This window comes from Streptomyces guryensis (assembly GCF_021261325.1).
Lineage (GTDB): Bacteria > Actinomycetota > Actinomycetes > Streptomycetales > Streptomycetaceae > Streptomyces > Streptomyces guryensis.
Genome location: NZ_JAJSBI010000008.1, coordinates 244217 through 264375, shown reverse-complemented (window position 1 = coordinate 264375; position 20159 = coordinate 244217). Strand labels below are relative to the sequence as shown.

The 20159-nt window shown below is 70.9% G+C and carries 14 protein-coding genes; 6 read left to right on the top strand and 8 right to left on the bottom strand.

The genetic code is table 11. From position 1 onward, the window contains the following. Nucleotides 1–48: 48 nt before the first annotated feature. Nucleotides 49–1335: a M6 family metalloprotease domain-containing protein gene (locus tag LJ657_RS18705; protein WP_232649758.1), complete on the bottom strand. Its 1287-nt coding sequence runs from the start codon at nt 1333–1335 to the stop codon at nt 49–51. Between the two features lie 257 nt (nt 1336–1592). Between LJ657_RS18705 and LJ657_RS18700 the strand changes: the two genes are divergently transcribed. Together LJ657_RS18700 and LJ657_RS18695 are read left to right on the top strand one after the other, a co-directional pair. After that, nucleotides 1593–2255, top strand: a complete 663-nt coding sequence (locus LJ657_RS18700; protein WP_232649757.1) for a TetR/AcrR family transcriptional regulator — start codon at nt 1593–1595, stop codon at nt 2253–2255. A gap of 111 nt (nt 2256–2366) precedes the next feature. Further along, nucleotides 2367–3908, top strand: a complete 1542-nt coding sequence (locus tag LJ657_RS18695) for an MFS transporter (RefSeq protein WP_232649756.1) — start codon at nt 2367–2369, stop codon at nt 3906–3908. A gap of 125 nt (nt 3909–4033) precedes the next feature. Here the strand turns inward: LJ657_RS18695 and LJ657_RS18690 are convergent, their stop codons facing one another. Continuing rightward, complete coding sequence (locus tag LJ657_RS18690) at nt 4034–4573, bottom strand: MarR family winged helix-turn-helix transcriptional regulator (RefSeq protein ID WP_232649755.1); 540 nt, start codon at nt 4571–4573, stop codon at nt 4034–4036. 106 nt (nt 4574–4679) lie between these two features. On the opposite strand from LJ657_RS18690, the gene LJ657_RS18685 reads away from it, so the two are divergent. Continuing rightward, a complete protein-coding gene (locus LJ657_RS18685) occupies nt 4680–5471 on the top strand; it encodes a dioxygenase family protein (RefSeq protein WP_232649754.1) in 792 nt (263 codons plus the stop codon). Between the two features lie 75 nt (nt 5472–5546). Here the strand turns inward: LJ657_RS18685 and LJ657_RS18680 are convergent, their stop codons facing one another. Next, nucleotides 5547–6065 (bottom strand): GNAT family N-acetyltransferase, encoded by a 519-nt coding sequence (locus LJ657_RS18680; protein WP_232649753.1) that lies wholly within the window; start codon nt 6063–6065, stop codon nt 5547–5549. A gap of 195 nt (nt 6066–6260) precedes the next feature. On the opposite strand from LJ657_RS18680, the gene LJ657_RS18675 reads away from it, so the two are divergent. Next, nucleotides 6261–7259, top strand: a complete 999-nt coding sequence (locus LJ657_RS18675) for a sigma-70 family RNA polymerase sigma factor (protein ID WP_232649752.1) — start codon at nt 6261–6263, stop codon at nt 7257–7259. Between the two features lie 606 nt (nt 7260–7865). Here the strand turns inward: LJ657_RS18675 and LJ657_RS18670 are convergent. Next, nucleotides 7866–8831 (bottom strand): helix-turn-helix transcriptional regulator, encoded by a 966-nt coding sequence (locus LJ657_RS18670; protein WP_232649751.1) that lies wholly within the window; start codon nt 8829–8831, stop codon nt 7866–7868. 61 nt (nt 8832–8892) lie between these two features. Between LJ657_RS18670 and LJ657_RS18665 the strand changes: the two genes are divergently transcribed. Together LJ657_RS18665 and LJ657_RS18660 are read left to right on the top strand one after the other, a co-directional pair. Next, nucleotides 8893–10455 (top strand): MFS transporter, encoded by a 1563-nt coding sequence (locus LJ657_RS18665; RefSeq protein WP_232649750.1) that lies wholly within the window; start codon nt 8893–8895, stop codon nt 10453–10455. 460 nt (nt 10456–10915) lie between these two features. Beyond that, nucleotides 10916–12682: an HEXXH motif domain-containing protein gene (locus LJ657_RS18660; RefSeq protein ID WP_232649749.1), complete on the top strand. Its 1767-nt coding sequence runs from the start codon at nt 10916–10918 to the stop codon at nt 12680–12682. 4 nt (nt 12683–12686) lie between these two features. Here LJ657_RS18660 and fxsT read toward each other — a convergent pair whose 3' ends face one another. The 4 genes from fxsT to LJ657_RS18640 all read right to left on the bottom strand — a co-directional run bounded on the left by fxsT (nt 12687) and on the right by LJ657_RS18640 (nt 20117). Then, nucleotides 12687–16529, bottom strand: a complete 3843-nt coding sequence (fxsT, locus tag LJ657_RS18655; protein WP_232649748.1) for an FxSxx-COOH system tetratricopeptide repeat protein — start codon at nt 16527–16529, stop codon at nt 12687–12689. Nucleotides 16530–16731: 202 nt separating this feature from the next. After that, nucleotides 16732–17652 (bottom strand): MoxR family ATPase, encoded by a 921-nt coding sequence (locus LJ657_RS18650; RefSeq protein WP_232649747.1) that lies wholly within the window; start codon nt 17650–17652, stop codon nt 16732–16734. Nucleotides 17653–17727: 75 nt separating this feature from the next. After that, complete coding sequence (locus tag LJ657_RS18645; RefSeq protein WP_232649746.1) at nt 17728–19275, bottom strand: VMAP-C domain-containing protein; 1548 nt, start codon at nt 19273–19275, stop codon at nt 17728–17730. Continuing rightward, nucleotides 19272–20117 carry a toll/interleukin-1 receptor domain-containing protein gene (locus LJ657_RS18640; RefSeq protein ID WP_232649745.1) on the bottom strand — a complete coding sequence of 282 codons (846 nt, stop codon included), beginning with the start codon at nt 20115–20117 and terminating at the stop codon, nt 19272–19274. Before LJ657_RS18640 ends, LJ657_RS18645 begins: the two co-directional genes overlap by 4 nt. Nucleotides 20118–20159: the final 42 nt, after the last annotated feature.

Below are 20159 nucleotides of genomic sequence, written 5' to 3'. Positions count from 1 at the left end.
ACCGCTTCACCTTCACCCCTGGCTGCCCGCCCAGTCACTCCGGGCCCCTCACCGCCGAGTCACCAGCACCCGGTAGCTGCGCGAGTTTCCTGACCCCTCCGTGCCCGCCACCGCGATCCGGATCCCCCGCTTCGGGTCCTTGAAGACCTCGCCGGGGGTGAAGGGGGCGTCCGAGAGTTCCGCCTGGACGTTGGGGCTGCGGGTGCAGCCGCCGCTGTCGCGCCGGGAGTCGTAGACCTTCACCGGTCCCATGCCGGTGTCCACGCTCGCGTCCACCTTGTAGATCAGTACGCCCGGGCGGCACACGGCCTCGTCGTTGCCCGCGTGGGTGCGTACCTCCACGGCGTACCCGGTGCGGCTGGTGATCGGCACGAAGACCAGTTTCGGGCCGCCCGCGCGTTCCAGCGGCGTCAGCCTCTGCTCCGTGGTGCCGTGCCGTGCGGCGCAGCTGACCTGCGACGGGTCCAGCCAGCCGAGCTTCCACTTGTGCCAGCCGAGCAGGTCGTTGTTGGCCCCCCAGTCCTCGCTCATGATGTCCCAGTGCCCGACCGCGCCGCCGCCCGCCTGGGTGTAGAGGTCGGGGAGGCCGAAGACATGGCCGTTCTCGTGCGGCAGCACCCGGTAGCCGGTCCTGCCGTAGGAGCCGGAGCCGTCGTCCTGGCGGGAGTAGACGAAGGAGGCGTTGGCCACGGGGACGCCGTCGGCGACCGGTGCCTCCGTGTTGCCGGCGAAGGTCACCGACAGGACCGTGTCCAGGGCGGAGGGGCCGGCGTTGGGCGTCACCAGCACGTTGAGGAAGTCGTACTCCTGGAAGTTCACCTTGGGGTCGGCGGCGCTCACGATGTCCTGGACGAGCTCGCGGTAGCCGGAGTCGAAGGGGGCGCCGCGCTCTATGCCGTACGCCTTGAACGGCTTCGGCATGCGCAGCCAGTGCGGGATCGGGGTCTCGGGGCGGTAGTCCAGGCGGCCGTAGGAGGCGGTGCGGAACCACTGGCGGGTCTTCGGGAAGAACTCGCGGAAGCGGTCGAGCGCGTTGCCGGGGCCGGGTGCGTCGGAGAAGTCGACCATCAGGGTCAGGGCGTGGACGGTGCCCGTGGAGCGGGAGTAGCCGGTGCCGGTCGGAACGCCCTCCGACAGCTGGATGGCATGACCCCCTCTGATCATGCAGGGGTCGAGCATGGCGGTGCGGGCCGGTGCGATCGGGCCCGCCCCGGCCGTCGCGGAACGCGCCGTCAGATGTCCGGTGCCTGCCGAGGTGCTGACCGCGAAGGTCAGCACGGTCACGGACGCGAGGGCGGCCGCGCGGCGCGGACGTATCCGACGGCAGAGCTGCATGCACGCGTCCTTCGTCCATGGCAGCCGGCGGCATCGGACTGCGCCCTTTCGATCACCCTGATTCGGGGGATGCGCGGGCGCGCGCTGGAGGAGCCCGAACGTGGGGTTTCGACGAGACGGACATGTGACTCAGGTCACATCAAATCTCTCCGTCAACCTGAAATAAGCGGGGAGCGTCTCCCCGTTTAGTCAGGTGTCCGAGCGAAACGGGGAGTCCTTCCCCGGATCGCAGCAGCACCACCAACGAGGAGTACGCCGTGACCGCCACGACGACCGCCGAGCCCGCGCAGCGCAAGGTGACCCGGCCGCGCGCCGACGCCCTGCGCAACCGGGAGCGGATCGTCGCCGCCGCCCGGGAGATGTTCACCGAGTTCGGCCCCGATGTGCCGCTCGACGAGATCGCCCGCCGGGCCGGCGTGGGCAACGCCACGGTGTACCGCAACTTCCCCGACCGCGACGCACTCGTCCGCGAGGTCGTCTGCTCCGTCATGGACCGGACGTCGGAGGCGGCCGAGCTCGCGCTCGCCGAGACCGGGGACGCCTTCGAGGCACTGGAGCGCTTTGTGCACACCGCCGCCGACGAGCGGATCAGCGCGCTGTGCCCGATGATCCAGACCACCTTCGACCAGAACCACCCCGACCTGGAGGCGGCCCGCAAGCGGGTCGAGGAGTTCGTCGAGGAGCTGATGGACCGCGCCAAGCAGGCCGGACAGCTCCGCCCGGACGTGGGCGTCGGCGACCTCATGATCGTCGTGGCGCAGCTCAGCCGGCCCCCGGCCGGCACCGACTGCGTCGTCAACGACCGCTTCGTACACCGCCATCTGCAGCTGTTCCTGGACGGACTGCGGGTCCCGGCCCACTCCGTCCTGCCGGGTGCAGCCGTGACCGTGGAGGATCTGCGCCGGCCCTGCACCGATTAGTTCAGGACTCCAGGAGAGTCGACACTCACGAAACTCACCGGCCGTCTCGGTAGGCGAGCCGTCCCCGTCACGACACCTTTTCCGTCACGAAGTCCCGAAGTGGGTACCCCCATGTCTGCAACAGCCTCAAAGGCTCCAGGCGCCGTCGAGAACACCGGCGACGCCAATCGCTGGAAAGCGCTGGTCTTCATAGCGCTCGCCCAGCTGATGGTCGTGCTCGACGCGACCATCGTGAACATCGCCCTGCCGTCCGCCCAGACCGACCTGGGCATCTCGGACGGCAACCGGCAGTGGGTCGTCACGGCCTACGCCCTCGCCTTCGGCGGTCTGCTCCTGTTCGGCGGCCGGATCGCCGACCTGTGGGGCCGCAAGCGCGCCTTCGTCATCGGTCTGACCGGCTTCGCCGCCGCCTCCGCGCTGGGCGGAGCGGCCACCACCGGCGCCATGATGTTCGGCGCCCGTGCCCTGCAGGGCGTCTTCGGCGCGCTGCTCGCGCCCGCCGCGCTCTCCCTGCTCGCCGTGATGTTCACGGACGCCAAGGAGCGCGCCAAGGCGTTCGGCATCTACGGTGCGATCGCCGGTGGCGGTGGCGCCGTCGGCTTCATCCTCGGCGGCGTGCTCACCGAGTACCTGGACTGGCGCTGGACGTTCTTCGTGAACATCCCGTTCGCCGTGATCGCCGCGCTCGGCGCGTACTTCGTCATCCGTGAGCCGGAGGGCGGCCGCAACCGCAACCCGCTCGACATCCCGGGCGTGCTCCTGTCCACCCTCGGCCTGGTCTCGCTGGTCTACGGCTTCACCCGCGCCGAGTCCGACGGCTGGGGCGACACCACCACCGTCTCCCTGTTCGTCGCGTCGGCCGTCCTGCTGATCGCCTTCGTGGTCACCGAGGCGAAGGTCAAGGCGCCGCTGCTGCCGCTGCGCGTGGTGACCGACCGCAACCGCGGTGGTATCTACCTCTCGCTCGGTATCGCGATCATCGCGATGTTCGGCACGTTCCTCTTCCTGACCTACTACCTGCAGGTCATCAAGGGCTTCTCGCCGATCAAGACCGGTTTCGCCTTCCTGCCGATGATCGCGGGCATGATGGTCGGCTCCACCCAGATCGGCGCCCGGCTGATGACCCGGGTCCCGGCCCGGCTGCTGATGGGCCCCGGCTTCCTGGTCGCGTCCGGCGGCATGCTGTTCCTGACCCAGCTGGAGATCGGCTCGTCGTACGCCTCGCTCATCCTGCCGGCGATGCTGCTGCTCGGCCTCGGCATGGGTACGGCGTTCATGCCCGCCATGTCCCTGGCCACCCTGGGCGTCGAGCCCCGGGACGCCGGTGTGGCCTCCGCGATGGTCAACACCTCGCAGCAGGTGGGCGGCGCGATCGGTACGGCCCTGCTGAACACGATCGCCGCGTCCGCGACGACGTCGTACATCAAGGACCACATCGCGACCGCGACCTCCAAGCCGCAGGCGCAGCTGGTCCAGATGCAGGGCGCGGTGCACGGCTACACCAACGCGATCTGGTTCGCCGTCGGCATGCTGGTGCTGGCCTCCGCGATCGTCGTGACCCTCGTCACCGCCGGCGGTCCCGGCTCGACCACGGTGTCGGGCTCGGCGGAGGGCGTCGAGGACGAGCTGGCCGTCCCGGTGGTCGCCCACTGACGGCGACCGCCGCCCGGCGGTACCCCCTTCGGCACCATCCGTACGCAGGAGGAAGGGGACGCCTCCCGCGTACGACTCCCGGGCCCGACAGGGCCTGCCTGCCCTGGTTTCCCTGAGTGAGCGGCTCAGCGGAGCCAGGGCAGGTCCGCGCCCGCGTCGGCGGGCTGGAGGCCCTCGGCGACGATCTGCATGATCTCGCCGAGGGTCTCCTGCTGTTCGGGGGTGAGCCGTTCGAACACGGCCTGCCGAACGGCTGTCACATGGCCCGGAGCGGTCCGCCCGAGCACCTCGGCGCCCGCGTCCGTCAGCACCGCGAACTGCCCCCGCTTGTCGGAGGGGCAGTCCTCGCGCCGCACCCAGCCGTTCTTCTCCAGCCGCGCGATCGCGTGCGAGAGACGGGAACGGGTGATCTTCGACTGCATGGCCAGCTCGGTCATCCGCAGCCGCCGGCGCGGGGCCTCGGCGAGCCCGACCAGCAGTCCGTAGTAGATGTGCGGCATGCCCGCGTCCCGCTGGAGCTGGCGGTCGAGATGGTCTTCGAGGAGCGTGGTGGCGTGCAGGTAGGAGCGCCAGACGCGCTGCTCGTCGTCGCTGAGCCAGCGGGTCTCCTCGGTGGGCTTCTCTGCCGCGCGCGCTTCTTCAGCGGATGTGGGTGCCGTGTTCATGTATCCATCGTACGAGAGCTCTCCTTGAAAATTAAACAAACGCGGCGTATGCTCTGAAACAGAGAGTTTGAGAATTCAAGCATTTGAAGCATTGGGAGCCACTGTCATGTCCGCCGCCACGCAGGAGCGCATGCCCGCCCTCTATCTCAGCCACGGAGCCCCGCCGCTCGCGGACGACCCGATCTGGCCCGGCGAACTCGCCGCCTGGTCCGCCGACCTGCCGCGCCCCAAGGCCATCCTCATGGTCTCCGCCCACTGGGAGGAGGCCCCGCTGGCGCTGGGCGCGGTGCAGACGGTCCCGCTCGTCTACGACTTCTGGGGCTTCCCCGAGCACTACTACCGGGTGACGTACGAGGCCCCGGGCGCACCCGAACTGGCCGAGTCCGTACGGAAGCTGCTGCGCGCTCCCGGTATACCCGTGCAGGACATCCCGGACCGCGGCCTCGACCACGGCGCCTACGTCCCGCTCGTCGAGATGTTCCCCGCCGCCGACATCCCGGTCCTGCAGATCTCGATGCCGACCCTCGACCCGGTGAGGCTGATGGAGATCGGCCGCAAGCTCGCGCCGCTGCGCGACGAGGGCGTGCTGATCGTCGGCTCCGGCTTCTTCACCCACAACCTGGCCGCGCTGCGGCACACGGGCGGGGGCGTGCCGAGCTGGTCCTCGGAGTTCGACGACTGGGGCAGGAAGGCCCTGGAGGCCCGGGACTGGGACGGCCTGCTGGACTTCCTCCACAAGGCCCCGGCCGGCCGTTACGCCCACCCGCGTACCGAGCACTTCGCCCCGCTGTTCGTGACCATGGGCGCGGCGGAGGTCACCGGCGAGCTGGACGCGCAGAAGTCGGTGATCGACGGGTTCTGGATGGGGATGGCGAAGCGGTCGGTGCAGTTCGGCTGAGACCTGAGGTCCGACTGGGGCCCGAAGTCCGACTGGGGCCCGAAGTCCGACTGAGGCCTCAGGACCCTTGCGGGCCTACAGCTCCTTCTCGTACCAGGCGACGTCCCAGTAGCGCCCGAACTTCCGGCCCACTTCCCGGTATGTGCCGACGTACCGGAATCCGAAGCTTTCATGCAGCCGCGTGGACGCTTCGTTGGGCTGGGCGATGCCCGCGTAGGCGCGGTGCAGGTCCTCGTCCGCCAGGGCCTCGAAGAGTGCCTTGTACAGGAGCGTGCCGATGCCGCGGCGGCCCGCGTCCGGGGCCACGTACACCGTGACCTCGACCGACGTCTCGTAGGCCGCCTTCGCGCGATAAGGGCTGGATGTGGCGTAGCCCAGAATTTCCTGTGTGTCCGCATCCGTGGCAACCATCAGCCGGTGCGGCCCGTCTACAGGGTGGGAGAGCAGCCAAGGGCGGCGCTCTTCCGGAGTGAAGGCGGCAGTGTCGAATGTGATGGGCGTCTCACGTACGTAGTGGTTGTAGATGTCGGTGAGAGCGGTGAGGTCCTCCTCGGCTCCCGGTCTGACCTGCACCTCTGTACGCTCCGACACCATCAGGCCTCCCACTGTGGCCGGACAGGGTACTGCATGATCAGAAAAATCGAGGGGCGGGTTGGGAATTCTGTCCGGATTCCAGTCGTTGTTTCCATCGGATGCAGGGCACCCGACCAAAGTGCTCAGCGGCACTCGCAGGCGAGTGCCCGGCGTCTGAAGGACCACCCGCCAGCCCACCATCGCAAGGGAGCACGCATGGCAACCCGTGCCGTCGCCCGTCGTAAGTCCGCCACCGGCGAGACGGCCGTCGCGGCAAGCAGTGTTCGCGCCCACGCCGGCGAGATCGCCGACCGTGACCTGGTCGGCATGTACCTCGACGAGATCGCGCGCACACCGCTGCTCGACGCCGCCAAGGAGGTCGAGCTGTCACAGACCATCGAGGCGGGTGTGTTCGCGCGACAGGTTCTCGACGGGTTCGAGGACTCCAAGGCCGACGCCACCCGTGAGGAGCTTCAGACCCTCGTGGACGAGAGTGAGCGCGCCAAGGACGTCTTCATCCGCTCCAACCTCCGCCTGGTCGTGGCCGTGGCGCGGCGCTACCCCCGCAGCGGTCTGCCCCTGCTCGACCTGATCCAGGAGGGCAATGCCGGTCTGGTGCGCGCGGTCGAGAAGTTCGACTATCGCAAGGGCTTCAAGTTCTCGACGTACGCGACCTGGTGGATCCGGCAGGCGATCACCCGCTCGATAGCGGACCAGTCGCGCACCATCCGCCTGCCCGTCCACCTGGTGGAGGAGCTGGGCCGGATCCGCCGTGTGCAGCGGGAGTTCAACCGTGAGCACGGCCGCGACCCGGAGCCCGCGGAGATCGCCGCCGAGCTCGGCTCGAACCCGGACCGCGTGATCGACGTCCTGGACTGGGCCCGCGACCCGGTGTCGCTGAACATGGCGGTGGACGACGAGGGCGAGACCCAGTTCGGCGACCTGCTGGAGGACACCTCCGCGGTCTCCCCCGAGCAGTCCGTCCTCACCCTGCTCCGCAGCGAGGAACTCGACCACCTCATCGGCCGCCTCGACCCGCGCACGGCGTCCATCATCAAGATGCGCTACGGCATCGACGACGGCCGCGAGCGCACTCTGACGGAGGTCGGCAAGGAGCACGGTCTGACCCGCGAGCGGATCCGGCAGATCGAGAAGCACGCCCTGCTGGAGCTGAAGAAGCTGGCGCGCGACACGGGCTTCGAGGCGGCGGCCTGAGGGTCCGTCACGGGGCGCGTACGACACCCTGGTGAGCGCCGGGTGGCGTACGACGGCCCGTGGCCGCGCACGCCGGGTGGCGAAAGACCGCGCAAACATGGCGGTCTAACGCCGCTTCAACGGCCGGAACGCAGGGAAACAAGACTTCAGGGCACAGGAGTTCGTCTTCATCCGGCACCCTGAACGACTGGGAACCATCGGCAGCCACTGCCAGCCACTGCCAGCCACTGCCAGCCACTGCCAGCCACTGGACCAAGTCCCGACGCACATCCCCCCCCCGGCGGCGGGACTCTCCCCGAGCCGGGCTTCGGCGCCCCTCCCCCCGGGCGCCGGGGCCCGGTTCTCTTTCGGGGTGTGCACGGATCTCGCTGGGACGCACATGACGGCGGGCCACCCCAGACCTGAACACTGGGGTGGCCCGCCGTCATGTGCGTCAAACGGGCCGTGCGACCCGATTGGCGAGGATGCCCGAGGCCACCTGGGCGCCGGGCATGCACGTGACACTCTGCCATATGGTCGTCACGTTTCGCTAACCCACCCATGGTGGGCGAGTGGGCGGTTGCGGGAGCCGCAGACCGACACGGCCCCGCGACCCTTTCGGGCACGTCAATCACCCCCGGCCCGTACGAGCCGTCCGCCCAACTCCCGTACGCTCCGCACCAGTTCGGTTGGCTCTCGTACCGTGAACTCGTAGCCCAGCAGGGCCAGGCGTACCGCCAGCCAGTCCGCCGCATCCGCCGTTCGGCCGCGCAGGCGGCACGAACCCTCGTCGATCGCTTCCGGTACCCCCAGCCAGGATGGAACACGGGTCGCGACGGCCTCCGCGGGGGCGCCGAAAGTGACCTCGAAGTCGTACGACTCCTGGTGCCGCTGCATCGAGCGGCGCAGGTACTCGGCCGCGCTTCCGGTCGGCAGCTCGCGCGGAGTGAACCGTGTGCCGGTCGCGAAGGGGTCGCTCACCCGGTCGACGCGGAAGGTGCGCCAGTCGGCGCGGTCGAGGTCGTAGGCGACGAGGTACCAGCGGCGGCCGGTCGAGACGAGCCGGTACGGCTCCGTCAGGCGCCGCGATGCGGTGCCGTCCCCGGCGCGGTAGGCGAACCGCAACCGCTCCCGCCCGGCCACCGTGGACGCCATCACGGTCAGCGTCTCGGGGGCGATGCTCGCACCGTCCCCGCTGGTCAGCGGCGTGGTCGCGGCCTGGAGCGTGGAGACGCGGTGGCGCAGGCGGGCGGGCAGTACCTGTTCCAGCTTGGCGAGGGCCCGTACGGATGCCTCGTCCACGCCCTCCAGTGCGTGCCCGGCGCCCGCCCGCAGCCCGACTGCGATCGCCACGGCCTCCTCGTCGTCGAGCACGAGCGGCGGCATCGCCTTGCCCGCGACCAGGCGGTAGCCGCCCTCGGCGCCCAGGGTCGCCTGCACGGGATAGCCGAGCTCGCGCAGCCGGTCGATGTCCCGCCGTACCGTGCGCCGCGACACGCCCAGCCGGTCGGCGAGCTCGCCGCCGGGCCATTCGCGGGGAGTCTGGAGGAGGGAGAGGAGTTGGAGAAGCCGGGCCGGGGTGTCCGTCGTCATGGTGCGAGCATGCCGCAGAACTAGGACACGATCTGACCTAATAGGGGTCTAGCTTCTGGGTATGACCTCCACCGAGACCTCTTCCTCGGGCACCACGGGTGCTCGGCCCGCCGCAGGCGACCGCAGGCGCTGGTTCGCCCTCGCCATCGTGATGACCGCGGCCTTCATGGACCTCGTCGACGTCACGATCGTCAACATCGCGATCCCGTCGATCCAGCGGGACGCCGACGCCTCCGTCAGCCAGATCCAGTGGATCACCGCCGGTTACGCCCTCGCCTTCGCCGCAGGGCTGATCACCGGCGGACGCCTCGGCGACATCCACGGCCGCAAACGGCTGTTCCTCATCGGCATCGGTGGGTTCACCCTCGCGTCGGCGCTGTGCGGCTTCGCCGCGAACCCGGAGATGCTGGTCGCCTCCCGGATCCTGCAGGGCGGTATGGCGGCGATGATGGTGCCGCAGGTCCTCTCGATCGTGCACGCCACCTTCCCGGCCCACGAGCGGGGCAAGGTGTTCGGCCTGTTCGGCGCGATCGTGGGGCTGGGGGCCGTCTCGGGCCCGCTGCTCGGCGCGCTGCTGACGGAGTGGAACCTGTGGGGCCTTCAGTGGCGGCCCATCTTCCTCATCAATCTCCCGGTCGGCATCGCGGGCCTGATCCTCGGCAGTCGCTTCATCACCGAGTCGAAGGCGCCGCGGGCGCTGAAGCTGGACCTGGTCGGGGTCGCCCTGGTCACCGTCGGTCTGACGATGCTGCTCTACCCGCTGACCCGTGGCCGTGAGCTGGGCTGGCCGCTGTGGGGCCACCTCTCGATGGCCGGCGCTCTCGTCGTCTTCGCGGTGCTGGTGGCGCACGAGAGGCGGAAGGCCGTACGGGACGGGTCTCCGCTGGTGGAGCTGTCGCTGTTCCGGGTGAAGAGCTTCGCGGCCGGTATCGCGGTCCAGACCGTGTTCGGCATCGCGCTCGGGGTGTTCTTCCTGGTGTGGACGCTGTACATGCAGACCGGCCTGGGCTGGAGCCCGCTGCGGGCGGGGCTGACCGGGGTGCCGTTCTCGATCGCCGTCTCGACGGCCGCCGGCCTGTCCGTGCAGCAGCTGGTGCCGCGCTTCGGCCGCAAGGTGCTCCAGGCGGGCGCGCTGCTCATGGCGGCGGGCGTGCTGCTCTACATCTGGGAGTCCGGCCGCTACGGCCTCGCCATCGCCTCCTGGCAGATGGCGCTGCCCCTGATCGTGATGGGCGTCGGCATGGGCCTGATCGTCGCCCCGTTGACGGACGCGGTGCTGTCGGACGTGCCGCGCGAGCATGCCGGCTCGGCGTCCGGGCTCATCAACACCGTGCAGCAGATGGGGAACGCGCTGGGGCTCGGGCTGGTGTCGGTCGTGTTCTTCGGGGAGATCGGCGACCGGTTGACGCGGTCCCAGGTGGGGCCGGCCTTCGTGAACGCCTTCCAGCACGCGCTGGGGTGGGTCGCCGCGGTGATGGGTGTCATCTTCGTATTGATGTTCGCTCTGCCGAAGCGGGCCGGGGAGACGGTGGAGCAGGCGGAGGAGGCCGGTGCCGTCGAGCTGCGCACCAGCGGCACGCGGGATGCCGCCGCTCACCAGGAGGATCTCGCTTCGGTCCGGTAGCGCAGCTGACACCCTGCCCCGAGTCTTTGCAGGGGCAGGGTGTTGTGTAATCTTCGACACATGTCTATCCTGCGCGGGCGACCGTTCCGCGTGTAGTGGAATCTGGGGAAGCGGCGGGACGTCATGGCATCGAGGAATCAGGCCACTCCATCCGAGGTGGCAGTGTCGGAAATGGCACGGTCGAGCTGGCTTCCCGACTTGTCAGGGTTCTCTCTGGGGGAGCTCACGGCTGTCGACGGCATGGTTCTGGAATCCTCGGTCGAGCATCTGAGGCAATGCGTCAACCGCCCGCTTTCCACCATCGGTGGGACCAGCGGCAGCTGACCCCTGCTGAGACCGGCAACGCGCCCGCCACGCGTGCGTGAGCGGTTATGGTGCACCGCACGCACTCCCGGCAGGGAACGAGGAAATCGTGCCGATGCACCATCACCATGTCTCTGCGCCTGTCCTTCAGGCACTCTTGGCCACCACTGAGGACGAGTCCGCGGTCGACCTGCTCCTCAGTGTCGAGTACAGCCGCCGGCTTCTGCTCATGCGCGCGATCCTCGACGCCGCCGACGACCTTCCCGAGGCTGCCGCCGCCGGTGTGCGGGAGGCGTGGCAGCTGCTGGAGAGCGCCGAGAAGCGTGCCCCCGAGGCTCTGCGCGCCGCCCTGCTCGACCCACAGGTCGGCCTGTGGGCGGCCACCCTCTTCCGCCGGCTGTCCCGGACGGACGGTGCGGTGGCGGGGCAAGAGGTGCCCCTGTGGGTGGAGTTCGGGTTTCTCGGGCAGTTCGCCGCAGCGGTGGCGATCCTGGCGGGTGCTCCCTTTCTGATGCGGGTGCCGGTGCGGGAGGGGAGCGTGTTCCTCCCGGGGCTGGGGCGGGCCCACCTGGACACCGCCGAGCCCTGGGGCACCGCCGAGGTTCGGGCGCGGGACGGCGTCGTCCGCGTCGCTGTGCCCGGCGAGGCGGTGACGCTGCCCGAGGACCCCGAACACGACGCTCCGGGCTGGGAGGGACTGCGTCGTCTGCGTGCCGCACACGCGGGTCTGTCCCTCACGCTCACCCTCGACGACCTCGGCCCGTATCAGGCGGTGACCGGCCTGGCCGCCTCCGGGCGGCTGGCACCCGACGAATTCGACCACTGGCAGCGCCGGATCTCGGCCATGTGGTCCCTTCTGGTCACCGACCACCGGGCCGACGCCGTCGCGCTCTCCGCCGGGCTGTCGTCCCTGGTTCCCCTTCCGCACCGGGAGCGCCTGCGATCGCGCACCGCCTCATCGAGCGACGCGTTCGGCTGCGTGCTGCTGTCCGAGCCGGACGAGGACACGGAGGTACTCCCGGCAGAGCTGGGCGTGACGCTCGTCCACGAGTTCCGGCACACCCTGTTGAACGGCCTCATCTTCCTCGTGCCGCTGTTCGAGGAATGCGGTGACCTGTTCTACGCGCCCTGGCGGGACGATCCGCGTCCGCTCGGCGGGCTGGTGCACGGCGCGTATGCCTTCTCAGGTGTCGCCCGCTACTGGCGTGCACGCGGAACCGACGGGCTGGCGGGCTACGAGTTCGCGTTGTGGCGTGACGCCGTGCAGCACGCGCTCACCACCCTGCGCAGTCACCCTCTGCTGACCCCGCTCGGACGTCAGCTCGTCGAGGCGCTCACGGAACAGAGCGCCCCCTGGCGTGACGAACCCGTCGGCGAGCGCGAGCAGGCTCTCGCCCGTCTGGCGTCCGCACATCATCAGGCGGCCTGGCGCGCCCACCACCTGCGCCCGCCCACCGCGTACGCGGAGGAGCTGGCGCGGGGATGGGAGCACGGCCGGCCGCCGGCCGACCGGGCGCCGGAGCCGGAACTGCATCCCGACCCCGACGCCTGTCGCCTCGACACCCTTGCCCTGCTCGCCCGCCTCAGCATCGTGGACCCGGCGGAGTTCGCGCGGCTGCTCGCTGACGACGCCCCCGAGTCCGAGGTGCGCGGGTGCGGTCCCGCCGACCTGGCACTCGTGGCGGGGGAAGCGGAGACCGCGGTGAAGCTGTACGCCGAGGAGCTCGCCGTGCCCGACGCCAGACCCGCCGCCTGGGCAGGCCTCGGCCTGGCGTTGACCGAGTGCGGAGAACGGGACGCGGGTGCGGTGCTGACCGACAGCCCCGAACTCGTCGTAGCCGTCAGCCGGTTGCTGCCCGGGCGGCCGGATCCGGTCGCCCTCGCGCGATGGCTGGCCCGCCGGCCCGGGTGCGGTTGCGCCTGACCCGTTACAACGGCATGGGGTCGATGTCGCAGTTGGCGCGGTGTTCCCAGTCGGCGGCTTGGGTGACGGCGGGGTGGCTGCTGCCGAGTTTGCGGCTGAGGCGTTCTTGGGTGTCGGTGTGGAGGGTGGTGGCCTGGTCGGTGTGGCCGAGGGCGCGGAGGTCCATGGCGAGGTTGGCGGCGCAGGCGAGGGTGGAGGGGTGGTCCTCGTCGAAGACCTCGCGGGAGCGGCGGAGGGTTTCGGTGTCGAGGTCGTGGGCGATGGCCGCGTCGCCGAGGGCGTAGTGGTCGCTGGCGAGGTTGGTGCGGCAGATGAGGGTCGAGGGGTGGTTCTCACCCAGGGTCTGCGTGAACTCCTCCAGCACCAGTGAGTTGATGTACTGGGAGGCCGCCGGGTTGCCCAGCAGGCGGTAGGTGATCGCCAGGTTCAACGCGGCCGACAGCGCGTGCGGATGGTGCTTGCCGTACGCCTTCTCGTATCCTCCGCAGATCTCGGTGCCCAGGCGCAGCGACTCGGCGAGGTCACCGCCGTGCCGCAGGTGGACGCTCAACTCGAGGGTGGCGGCCATGGATTCGGGATTGTGTGTGCCGTAGCGGCGGATGATGTCCGTGCGAGCCTGTTGCGCCGTTTCCAGCGCCTCCTGGTGTTCACCGGCCTTGCGGAGCGCCACCGCGAGATGCCGGAGGCCGGAGAGGCTGAGCGGGTTGGTGCTGCCGAGCAGGGAGTTGCACCGCTCGACGAGTTCCCGGTGAAACGTCAGGGCGACGCTGTAGTCGCCGAGTTCGCGGGTGTCGAGGATATGGCCGAGCCAGGTGCGCAACGAGGCGACGTGGTCCTGGCCGTATACATCGATGAAGCCGTGCCAGGTCTCCTGGTCGAGGGCGTGGGCGCGGGCGAAGTCGCCGACGAGCCGCAGGCTGACGCCGAGGTTGTGGGCGGCGCGCAGGGTCTCGGGGTCGTCGGGGCCCAGCAGGCGCAGGTACTGCTGGTGGACGGATTCGGAGAGACTGAGGGCTTCGCTGAAGGCGCCGCGTACGCGGTGGTCGGTGGCGACGTTGCCGAGGGCGTCGATGGTGTCCTGGGCGTCGTGCCCCATGGTGCGCCGATAGGACTCCAGCACCGTCGAGTTGAGGTCGGCGGCTTCCTGGTAACGGCCCATGCTGAAGAGCAGGAACCCCAGCCAGCGGGCCACCTGCAGGGTCTGCGCGTGGTCCTCCCCGAGTTTTTCGGTCCAGGTCCGGTGTGCGGTGCGGGCCAGGTCGAGGCAGGAGTCGTAGTCGCCCCAGCGCAGCAGGTAGATCACCTCGTTGACGACGAGGTTGCGCACCCAGCCCTCGTCGGACTGGGCCGCTTCGGAGACGACCACGTGCGGATAGAGCGAGCCGTAGCGCTCCCAGCGCAGCACATCGTCCGGGTCGTTGGGATCGCTCGCCGCCAGCAGCAGATGCGCCCCGCGCCGCATCGTCGACCGGTCCTCCTCCGTCATCCGGTACAGCAGGGCGGCCTGGACCAGGCGGTGCATCTGGAGGGAGTTGTTGCGGTGGTTGAAGCGGGCCAGGGAGTAGCGGCCTATCTCCCGTATGACCTGGCCGAGCCGGATCGGGTCCTCCAGAGCCAGGTCCAGCTCCGGTGCGATCGAGCCGCGTGGCATACGGGCGAAGAGGGAGCGGGCGATGGGCTCGGGGGCGTAGAAGGAGCAGACCTGGAGGAGCTGGTAGGCGGCCGGGTTCTTGGTCTCCAGCTGGTCCAGGGAGATGTTCCAGGCCGCGATGACCGGATGCTGGTTGTCCAGCGGGGCCGTGCCGCGCAGCAGGTCCACGCGTTTCTCCGTCAGCAGGCGCAGGTATTCGTCGACCAGCATGCCGGTCTCCGCGTGCCAGGCGGCCGCCTGCTCGATGGCCAGCGGCAGATCGCCCAGCGCCTGGGCCAGCCGGTCGGCGTCCTCGTCGCTGATCTCCGGGCCGCGCAGCCGCAGCAGCTGCTTGCTCTCCTCTCGGAGGAAGACGTCCACCTCCAACGGGCGGGCGATGGAGGCCCATTGGGGGTTGCGGGAGGTGATGAGGATGTTGCCGGGGCCGCCGGCCGGGAAGAACGCCCGTACCGCCTCCGGGCTTTCGGCGTTGTCGAACACCAACAGCCAGTTGGCGTACGGCTGTCCGATGCGCAGCGCCTCCAGGACGGCCGCGACCGTCGAGGACGCGTCGCTGCCAGCCGCGATGCCGATGCGCGGGGCGAGCTCCACCAGGGACAGGGAGATCTGCGCGGTGCGCTCGGCGGAGATCCACCACACCACGTCGTACTCGGACATCCGCCGGTACAGGTACTCCACGGCCAGCAGACTCTTGCCGACGCCTCCCATGCCGTGCAGGGCGTGGGGCAGGACGGCTGTCGTCTTCTCCTGCAACAGCCGCTGGTGGAGGGCTTCCAGGAGCTCCTTGCGGCCGGTGAAGTTCGGGTTGCGCGGCGGGATGTTCCCCCAGACCGTGGGGGTGTTCCTGGTGCGATCGGTACCCGCCGTGTTCGCCGGGGCCTGCTGTGGCATCGCCGGCCTCCTGTTCCCCTGATGCGTCGGGTGGTCGGCGTCGCCCGGGGTGCGGGCGACGGTGTCGCTGGATGGAAAAGGTGCGATGGTGCTGGACGAGGGCCGGTGCGCGGGCTCCTCCCGGAGGTCCGCGACCGCCTCGTCCACCTCTCCGGCCGGTTTCAGGAACGGCCCGGACAGGGCGTGCAGCACGGCGCTTTCGGCCAGCAGCCACGGACCGGACTCCGCGTCCACCGGAGGGACTTGGGACACGGACTCGCCGCGCAGCAGCCGGGGCAGTCGCCACAAGTGTTCCCCGCCGGGTCCCCGGCGATCCCCCGCCAGTTCGACAACCCGCACCAGGTCGGTACGGCGTCCGGCGGCCAGCAGCTCCTCGCGCACGCCGGGCGCGAACTCGTAGGCGGGGAACGCGCGGTCGGCGGGACGGACGACGCCCTGCGCGAGCAGCAGCGCGAAGTCGGTGAGCGAACTGCCCGGCAGCAGCGCGTCCTGCACCTGCCGGACCAGCGGGTCGGTGAGGGGGATCGCGGCGAGCATGGTGGCCAGCGTGAACACCTGCTGGGGTGCCGCCGACCGCAGCCGGGCCACCAGCGCTGGGGCGTCCTGCTGCTGCGGCTCCGGTTCGGGAGGGCCGGGTACGCGGGCGCGGGGAAAGGTCACGGTCAGCGGCAGCCAGCGCGGGGGCGCCCCGCCCAGCAGGCTCGACCAGGCGTCCAGCCAGCGGGCGGACAGCTCCAGCACGGGGACCGGTACGTCGGGCCGTCCCGGCGTGGGCGGCAGGTCGTACGGGTCCGGGCCCAGACCGCGGGCCCGCCAGCGCAGCCGGTTGTTGGGCGCCCCCGGAGCGGGGGAGCGCAACTGCACCTGCCAGCCGCGCAGACCCGTCACCGGCCACACCGGATGCGGCAGGAGGTGAATCAGACAGAGCGGCCCGGCCTGCGCCCAGCGACGCAGCAGGGGCTCCACGCCGTGGTCACGCCAGTGCGGCCCGGCACCGTCGGTGAGCACCAGGGTCAGCCTGCCCGCAGCGCCGTGCCGCGGCAGTGTCGCCGGAGCCGTTCCGCGCCCGTACGGGAGCCGGTGCACGGTGACCCTTCCGAAGGCGCCGGTGCGCTCCAGCCCCCGCGCGAACGCCCGCACCGTCGCCTCCCAGATCCCCATGGTGGGCCCGGAATCGCCCACCACGGCGACGTCCCAGCGAGCGCCTGCGGGGTGCGCGGCGGGCCGCCGGAGAGCCGTGCCGGTGCGGCGTAATGCTTCGGGTAGTTCGGCCGGCAGCGGAGGCCAGACGGGGGGTGGGGTCATGGCGTGTCGACCTCCGTTCCCGTGGTGGGGGCCGGAACGGCGCCCTGCACCGACCAGGGCGCGCGAAGTCCCCCGCAGTCCGGCAGCGCCCCAAAGGGGCGCGGGGCTGGATCAGTGAGCGGCTCCGCCGCGGGGCGCGACCAGCCACGACGGCGCCGCAGATGACAGACGGCACATCGCCCTCTGTCCAGCGGAGCGCTGTTCACGGCTGTTCCGCCGCTGTCCATGTCCACACCGTGTCCAGGGCCTCCTGCCAGTTGCGGCCTTCCGCGAGGGAGGTCAGTGCGCCCTGGGCCGTCAGGTGCAGTGCGTCGAGGAGTCGGCGTACCACCGGGCCCCGGGCCGTCTCGGCGCGGTCCAGGAAGGCGGTCAGGACGTCCTCCGCGAGACCCTGCGGGAAGCGTGCCGTCGCGATGGCCTCCAGGGTCGCCCGGGTCGGCGGCGGCAGCGTGAGCGGCACGCATCGGCCCGCCAGCGCGGGCGAGAGGTCGCGGTCGCCGCCGGTGGTGATCACCACCAGGGGGAAGGCCTGACACCGTACGGTCCCGCCGCGCAGCGGCACCGCCGCCTCCGCGTCGTCGTCGGTCGCCACGTGCGCGGGAGCCCCGGCCACCATGAACCCGCCCGCGTCCAGCACGGTGCACAGGTCCTCAGGCAGCGCGATCTCCGCCCGGTCCAGCCGGTCGAGGAGCAGGACGCGCGGTCGGCGGTACGGCAGGAAGGCGGTGCCCAGCGGGCCGAGCCGGCCGGTCCCGTCGTAGAGCCCCTCCTGGAGCGTGGACACGCTGGTGACGCGCCAGCGCAGAACCCGGCCGAGGTCCAGTTCGCGGCTGATCCGGTACGCCAGCGCCGACTTGCCGGTGCCGGGCTCGCCGGTCACCAGCAGCGGACGGCACAGGGCCAGCGCCGCGTTGACCCGCTCGACCTCGTCGGGGGCGGCCGGCAGCGGCTTCGTTCCGTCGCCGAGCACGGACGAGGCGTACGGGTCGTCGGGCGGCGGGGGCAGGCTGGGGCCGTGGTGGAACCGGCGCCAGGGTGGCGGCTCCGGCCAGGGGCCGGAGGCCGCGGAGCCGGGCAGGCCGGTTCCTCGGTAGACGCCCCAGGACTCGGCGGTCGGCGACATCAGCGGTGTCCTCTCCGGTTGCCGGACGCACTGCGCGGTCCGGTCGTACGGCTGTGCACGTGCCCCGCCCTGCGGTCAGGCCGGGTCCGGATCCATCGGGTTGCGTTCGGCGTCGTCCCACAGGACCGTCAGATGGCGGCCGATGTGGCCGGTGCGGCCGGCGGAGGCGGCGTCGCCGTTCTGGCCGGCGGCCTCGCGGCGGTAGGCGTCGACTCTGGCCGGGAACCGCTTCAGGCCGCCGTCGAGCAACTCGTCCAGAACCTCCCGCAGCCCCGTCGTGGCCCGGTCGGCGCGGTTCCAGATCACCACCGGCAGCCCCATGCGCAGGGCGGTGTGCAACTCCTCGCTGCCGTCCCCGGTGCCGGTCAGCGGCGGTTCGCTCAGCACCAGGGCGACCAGGTGCTGGTCCTCGTCGAGACGCTGCTCCAGGGTCTGCGGCGCACCGGACCGCACCCGGGTGTCGGCCGCGTAGCAGACCGAGTGCGACGGCGGCTCGTCCGCGCCGAGCTGCCGCCAGCGGGTGTTCCAGAACTCGTGCCACTCCCGGGTCTGCAAGCGGTCCAGGCTGCGGATGACCACCGAGAACCCGCTCGCCGACGTGACCTGCGGGGCCCAGTCCCAGTCGTGCGGCCACCACTCCACGGGCAGGTTCAGCAGCTCGAACGGCAGTACGAACTCCAGGTAGAGCGGCGCCGGTTCGGCCTCATCGGCGGGCCCCGTACGCCGGTGCCGCTCGGTCTGCCGGACGATCGAGCCGACCACGTCCTCCAGCTGCTCCACCGGCACCTGGTGCCGCGGCTGCCCCTGCACCCAGCCGCGGCCCGGCCCGTCCGCCATGTGCGACGGGAACACGTGGTACTGGGTGTTGTTCAACGGGTCCGTCTCGATACGGATCGCCAGATACCGCCTCAGCTGCCGGGCCACCCCGGACACCGACGACCCCCGCGCCCTGTTCCGCTCCTCGTCCAGCAGCTCGGACAGACCGAGGCCCAGCGACCAGTGCCGGTTGTGGGCCATCACCTCGTCTCTGAGCTCCCGGCTCATCTGCTGGGTGCACAGGTCCAGGTGGAACATCCACGGGGGGAGCTGACCGGGCGCCGCGTTCTGCCCCGCCAGGTACAGGAAGTCGTGCCAGGGGTTCTCGGCGTGCGGCGGCGGTTCGGTCAGCCGTTTTCCGGTGGCGAGCCAGATGAGGGCGGACCGCATTTCGTACGGGTACGGCAGCGGCTGCAGCGGGCGCAACGCGTCGGCGAGGAAGCTCCAGGTCCCGAGAACCGCCAGCCCCTCCAGCGACCCCACCGCGGTCCACTCGTCGGCGAGCCGCCGCACGGCGTACACCTGCGGACAGTACGGATCCAGGCCGTGCACCACGTCCGCCAGCACCGACAGCCCGTCCGGGGCCCGGGAGCAGTGCCGGAACACGTTCAGGAACTGCTCCGCGACGGTGTGCTCGTCCCGTGTCGCGAGCGGACGCCCGGTCTCCCGGCCCACCGCGGCGGCCAGCTCTGCGCGTCCCTCCGAGGTGTCCAGCGCGCGCATCCCGAGCAGCGTCAGCGCCGTCTGCGCGCCGATCCGGTGGCGTATCCGGGAGGCGTTGCGGTCCTCGCCGCCCGCCTCCGTCAACGCGGCCCCTCCGAGCGGGGGAAGGGGGGCGCCACGGCGGGCTTGGAGCGGCCGGTGCGCGCACCGCCGACACCCGCCAGCAGAAGCTCCTGGGCGGCCTCGTCGCCCAGATCCGGCGACGACAGATCGATGTGCACGACCGAGCCCAGCAGGCCCCGCGGAGCACAACGCACCACCATCACCGGCACGAGACTGCGCAGCAGTCCGTCCGGGTCGCCGTTCTGGACCGCCTGCCACTCCAGCCGGCCGTAGACGGAGCCCAGATACGCCGGGGAGAGGACCGCGATGGTGCGTTCGCACTGTGTCACGCCCCCGTCCATGCCGAACAGCCAGTTGCTGCCCGCGACGAAGTCCCAGTCCTGCACCAGGACGCTGTAACCCGCCTTCTCCAGCTGCCACGAGATCCACGCGGCCCATCCGCGGTCCGCGGCGGTGTACGAGACGAAGAAGTCCCGCCGGTCGTCGATCCGCCGCTGCGCCGCGCCCTCGACCCCGTTGACCTGGGCCGCCGGCGCCCGGGCCAGCCGCTGCCGCACCAGCTCGCCCACCACATGGGAGGTCCAGCCCGGGCCCTCGATCCGCTCCACCGCGTGCGCCAACGCCATCAGACCACCCTGCTGCTCCTCGCAGTACCGCACCAGCTCCAGGAACTCGCGCATCAGGCTCGGCTGGTCCGCCGCCTCCAGCGGCTGAGCCAGCTCCGCCCCCACCAGCTCGAACAGCAGCGCCCGGGTCAGACCGTCCGCGAGCTTGGGCGAGGCCAGCAGCGCCTGGACCACGTTCATGGGCCAGTTGCGACCGCCGTCCGCCCGGGCACGCGGGTTGGGGTCGTCCGTGTCCACAACACCCCCCGAAGAAGTTGCGTCCAGGAGTCCAGGATACGG